Source organism: Ideonella azotifigens (assembly GCF_006519715.1).
Lineage (GTDB): Bacteria > Pseudomonadota > Gammaproteobacteria > Burkholderiales > Burkholderiaceae_C > Ideonella > Ideonella azotifigens.
Genome location: NZ_VIDT01000423.1, coordinates 1 through 4,955 on the forward strand (window position 1 = coordinate 1; position 4,955 = coordinate 4,955).

General features: G+C 67.2%; 5 protein-coding genes. All 5 read left to right on the forward strand.

Translation table 11 applies throughout. The features are described 5' to 3' along the window. Positions 1–1,616: AmpG family muropeptide MFS transporter (locus tag FKP22_RS20925; RefSeq protein ID WP_141289626.1), on the forward strand; the 1,616-nt coding region annotated here is incomplete at its 5' end. A 71-nt stretch (positions 1,617–1,687) separates the two neighbouring features. After that, positions 1,688–2,629 carry a M48 family metallopeptidase gene (locus FKP22_RS20930; protein ID WP_141289627.1) on the forward strand — a complete coding sequence of 314 codons (942 nt, stop codon included), beginning with the start codon at positions 1,688–1,690 and terminating at the stop codon, positions 2,627–2,629. Positions 2,630–2,816: 187 nt separating this feature from the next. After that, positions 2,817–3,365, forward strand: a complete 549-nt coding sequence (locus FKP22_RS20935) for a hypothetical protein (RefSeq protein WP_141289628.1) — start codon at positions 2,817–2,819, stop codon at positions 3,363–3,365. 101 nt (positions 3,366–3,466) lie between these two features. Beyond that, positions 3,467–4,459 carry an ABC transporter substrate binding protein gene (locus FKP22_RS20940; RefSeq protein ID WP_170200993.1) on the forward strand — a complete coding sequence of 331 codons (993 nt, stop codon included), beginning with the start codon at positions 3,467–3,469 and terminating at the stop codon, positions 4,457–4,459. Between the two features lie 31 nt (positions 4,460–4,490). Then, positions 4,491–4,955 (forward strand): hypothetical protein (locus tag FKP22_RS20945; RefSeq protein WP_141289630.1); only part of this gene is annotated, 465 nt, incomplete at its 3' end.

Genomic DNA, 4,955 nt, shown 5'->3' on the forward strand with positions numbered 1-4,955 from the left:
GCATGCCCAACCCCTCCCAGCTGGCCGCCCCTGAAGCTGTTTCCTCACCGGCCCGCCAACGGCTTGGCACCGTTCACCGGCTGTTGGTCGTCACGGTGCTGGGTTTTGCCTCCGGCCTGCCGCTCGCACTGACCGGCATGGCCTTGCAAGCCTGGCTCAGCATCGAAGGGCTGGACCTGGCGACCATCGGCTTCCTCAGCCTGATCGGCCTGCCCTACACCTTCAAGTTCCTCTGGGCGCCGCTGATGGACCGCTTCGAGCTGCCCTTGCTCGGCCGGCGGCGCGGCTGGATGGTGCTCACGCAGTTGCTGCTGGCCGGTGGCCTGCTGCTGCTGGCGGCCATTCCGCCCAAGGACTCGCTGCAGCTGTTTGCGCTGGTCGCCGTGGCCATTGCCTTCCTGTCGGCCTCGCAGGACGTGGTGATCAATGCCTACCAGACCGACCTGCTGCCGCAGCGCGAACGAGGCCTGGGCTCTTCGCTGAACGTGATGGGCTACCGGCTGGCAATGATCGTCTCCGGCGGCCTGGCGCTGATCTGGACCGACGCAGCGCAAGGCGGCGGCTGGAGCTGGCCTTCGGTCTACCGGCTGATGGCAGGGCTGATGGCAGGCGCCGCGGTCTTCAGCGCCGTGCTGCTGCCGCCGCTGCGCAACGCCGCCATGCCCAGCAGCGTGGCCCGGCATGACGTGGTCGGCTTTTTCGCCGTCTGTGCCGCTGCCGCGGCCGGCTACCTGCTGACCGACCACCTCTGGAACCCGCTGGCGCATTGGGCGATGACGCCGCTGTTCGCCGGCAGCAGCATGGCCGCCACGCTGCAGCAGCGCTGGATGGACCTGGCCGGGCTGCTGGTCGGCCTGGGGGTGACCGTGCCGCTGGCGGCCTGGGCCGCGCGCAAAGCGCGTTTCGAGACGCTGATCAACGGCCTGAACAGCTACTTCGCACAGCCCGGTGCCATTGCCTTCCTGCTGTTCATCGTGCTCTACAAGCTGGGCGACGCCTTTGCCTACTCGTTGATGACGCCCTTCCTGCTGAAGAGCATGCTGTTCAGCGCGGCCGAGGTCGGCGTGGTCAACAAGATCGTCGGCCTGTGGCTGACGATTGGCGGCGCCTTGCTGGGCGGCGCATTGATGCTGCGGCTGGGCCTGTGGCGGGCGCTGATGCTGTTTGGCGTGCTGCAGATGGTCAGCAACCTGGGCTATTGGTGGCTGGCCGTGGCCGGCAAGGGCCTGATGCCCGGCCTGGTGATCCCGGCTTTCGACTGGGGCTTCGTGAAGCTGGTGCAGGACACGCCGGTGGACGGCGGCCTGCTGATGGTGATTGCCTTCGAGAACCTCTCGGGCGGCATGGGCACCGCGGCTTTTGTCGCGCTGTTGATGAGCCTGTGCAGCCAGCGCTTCACGGCCACGCAGTACGCGCTGCTGATCTCGTTCGCTTCGGTCGGCCGGGTCTGGGTCGGCCCGCTGGCCGGGGTTTTGGCCGAATCCATCGGATGGCCAGCTTTTTTCATTGTTTCGACGCTGTTGGCAGCACCAGCCCTGATGCTGCTGTGGCGGCTGCGTGCGAGCATCGCGCTGCTCACCGCTTCCCCCGACAGCGCAGGCCTGGCAGACGACTGAAAACGTCACATTCCGCCAGGCCCGGCTGTTGCTTGTCTGCCTCAGGGTTTCCAAATTTCCACAACCGCAGCATGACCCACAGTTTTCGCACCGACGCCGAGTTGCCGCTGCCACCGATGGTCCACGCCAGCGGCTGCAGTTGCCACCTGCATGCGCGCCGCCGCATGGGTGCGGCGCTGGCGGTCACGCTGGGCAGCGCCGGCTTGCTGCCCGCTGTGGCGCGGGCCCAGCAAGGCGCCGAAGAAGGGGTGCGCTCGCAGGTCGGCCGGGAATCCAGCTTCGCGCAAATGGTCTCGGCCGAGCAGGTGGAAACGGCCGCGACCCGGCAATACGGCCAGATGAAGCGCGAAGCCGCCGCCAAGCATGCGCTGGCGTCGGACGACAACCCGCAGCTGGTCCGCCTGCGCGCCATCGGCCAGCGGGTGATCCCGTTCTGCCAGGCCTGGAACCCACGCGCCGGACAGTGGCGCTGGGAGGTCAACCTGATCGGCTCCAACGAGCTGAACGCCTTCTGCATGCCCGGCGGCAAGATTGCCTTCTACTACGGCATCCTCAAGCGCCTGCAGCTGAGCGACGACGAGGTGGCGATGATCATGGGCCACGAGATGGCCCACGCGCTGCGCGAACATGCGCGCGAGCAGATGGGCAAGACAGCGGCCACCCGCATGGGCGCCGGCCTGATCAGCTCGCTGTTCGGCTTTGGCAACCTTGGCGACACCATGCTCAACATGGGCGCCCAGCTGCTGACGCTGCGCTTCAGCCGCGAAAACGAAACCGAGGCCGACCTGGTTGGCCTGGAACTGGCCGCGCGCGCAGGCTACGACCCGCGCGCGGGCATCAGCCTGTGGAACAAGATGACCGAGGCCAACAAGGGCGCCCCGCCCCAGTTCCTCTCCACCCACCCCGCCAGCCCCACCCGCATCGCCGAAATCGAACGCGCACTTCCGCGCGTGCTGCCGATCTACGACCGCGCCCCCAAGCCGGCCAAGTTCTACGGCCCGCCTACAGCCTGAACGCGGTTCGTGGCCGGCCAGCCCAGCTGAATCGGAGTGTCAGCTGGCCTTCGCGTGATCTTTTTCACGATGAATTGGCGCGCAAGCGTCGCCTCCTCCCCAGCCCAGAGGACGCCGCCGGTGGACACATCCGGATGCAAATTGAAACATCGCGCCTTCAAGGATTTTTCGTCCAGGAGGGATTTCGATGTTCTATGTCTGCATTCCACGTTTCCAAGGCACGCCACTCAACAGCGGCAGCCCGCTGGGCGGCGGCACGCTGCTGACCGCCCAACCCGGTGAAACCTCCAGTTGGGCCGGTGACACCGACTCGCTGATGGGCTCCGGCCTCGTGGCCGGGCCGACCTCGCTGCAGTGGATCTCGTTTGCAGACGGAGCTGCCGCGACCGCCTGGTCCAACCTGTCGACGGTGCAACCGCTTTTGAACGTCAGCCTGGTCTCGGGCTACGACGGCACCGACGTCGGCGCAGGCAACGTGGTGCTCGTGGTGCATCGCTGGCGCACTTGGCCAGGACCGAACCCCAGCATGACCTGCATGCGGTGTCCACCGGGCCTGACCAGCAGCCTGCCTCGTTGGTACGGTCAACCGGTGGCCGGCAAGACGCCAGCGTCGCCCATGGAGACCTGGGTGCTGATGTTCGAATCGCTGGCGGCCCTCAACACCTGGACCGCATCCACCGGTGGCGCCATGTTCATGAACAACAGCCTGTACGCTATCCGGGTCCCGACGACCTGACACCCTCCTGAATGCCTCCGGCTCTGCGACCTCTGCTGCTCTACCTGCTCTTCGCGCTGTGGCCCTTCCAGCGCGGCATGGCGGCAGCATCAGCGCAGGCCGTGCTGGTGCTGTCGCAATTGCCGGAGGTCTATGACCGCAGCGTGATGGCCACGTTGCGGCGCGAACTTCAACCGGTTGGTAACGCCGAGCCCTACCTGCTTGAACGGGTGGAACTGCCGGACGAGACCGACATCGCCAAGCTGCGCGTCGCCGTGCAACAGGCGATGAAACAGCGCCCCTGGCGTCTGGTCGTGGCCACCACCGGCCAGGCGGCTCAGCTGGTCGCAGAAACGGGCACGCGCGTTCCCTTGCTGTTTCGCAGCTCGGTGCATCCGGTGGTGAGCTGCCTCGTACACAACCTGCGCCACCCCGGGACCGGGGCAACGGGCTACACCAGCGCCACCTGGAGCGAAGGCAAGATGGCCGAAGCCCTGCAACTGGCCTACCCGCGGTTGAAGCAGATCGTGCTGCTGGTCGATGGCCGACCGGACACCTACGAGGCGGACTGTCCGCCAACGCTGCCCACACCCCCGTGCCGCGCTGGGTTCGTGCACGACCCAGCCGAGCAAGCGGCGCTTCTGGTCAGTTTTACCAGCCTGCCCGACGTACTTCGCATCGGCCGGTCACCACATCCGCCGGTGCGGGTCTTGCGCCTGTGCGACCCCGCCGACGTGGCTGCGCTGCCACGCTGGCTGCCGGCCAACGGCGCTCAAGCCGAAACGGCCCTGGTCGTGCCATACCAACCGCTGTTCTACGAATCTGGCACCGAATTGATCGCGAAAGTGCGCCGCCTGCGCCTGCCCGCGATTTTCGGTTCCCGCAACTTCCTGCCCATGGGCGCGCTGATGGCAATGGCGCCCCTCGCGGAACCGCCGGGCGAAGCACGCGGCATTGAACTGGCCCGTCGCATCCTCGCGGGAGAATCCCCGGCCGAAATCCCGGTCCAACGCCCCGAAGGCGTGGAGTTGATCGTGAACCTCAGCGTGGCCCGAGAACTGGGCATGCCGCCCAGCAAGGCCTTGCTGCGTGCCGCCGATCGCCTGATACGCTGACGGCCGATCGACTGCCGCGCTCATGCCCGACTTGCCACCCCACCTCCCGACCAGCAACCCGATCAAGCCCGGCCTCTGGCGCATGCGCCTGTGGCGCAAGCAAGCGCTGGCGTTTGGGGGGCTGGTGCTGCTCAGCTTCGTGCTGTTTGGTGCGGCCGAAGTGATGTTCTCGTACCGCGAGGCGATCAAGGCAGTGACGCTGAACCAGTCGCTGCTGGCGCGTGAGGTCAGTGGCTCGATCCGCGGTTCGCTCAACTCGATCCAGAACCATGTGCGGGCCACCGCCAGCCTGCCGTGGGAGATGCCGGGCTGGCTGGACCTGCAGGACCGGCGTGACGAGTTCCAGCGCATCCTGCGGCTGGAGCCCGCGGTGCGCGACCTGACGCACCACGATGCACGCGGCGAGCCGGACCTGTTTGTCTCGCGGCTGGAGTTGTCCAGCCTGCCTGGGCCGGACACGCTGAGCTTCGCCGACGCGGCGCGGCTGCGCTGGCCG

Bases quoted from the DNA above. Each gene is read 5' to 3' on its own strand.
- FKP22_RS20930 (WP_141289627.1), top strand. From the start codon at position 1,688: ATGACCCACAGTTTTCGCACCGACGCCGAGTTGCCGCTGCCACCGATG.
- FKP22_RS20935 (WP_141289628.1), top strand. From the start codon at position 2,817: ATGTTCTATGTCTGCATTCCACGTTTCCAAGGCACGCCACTCAACAGC.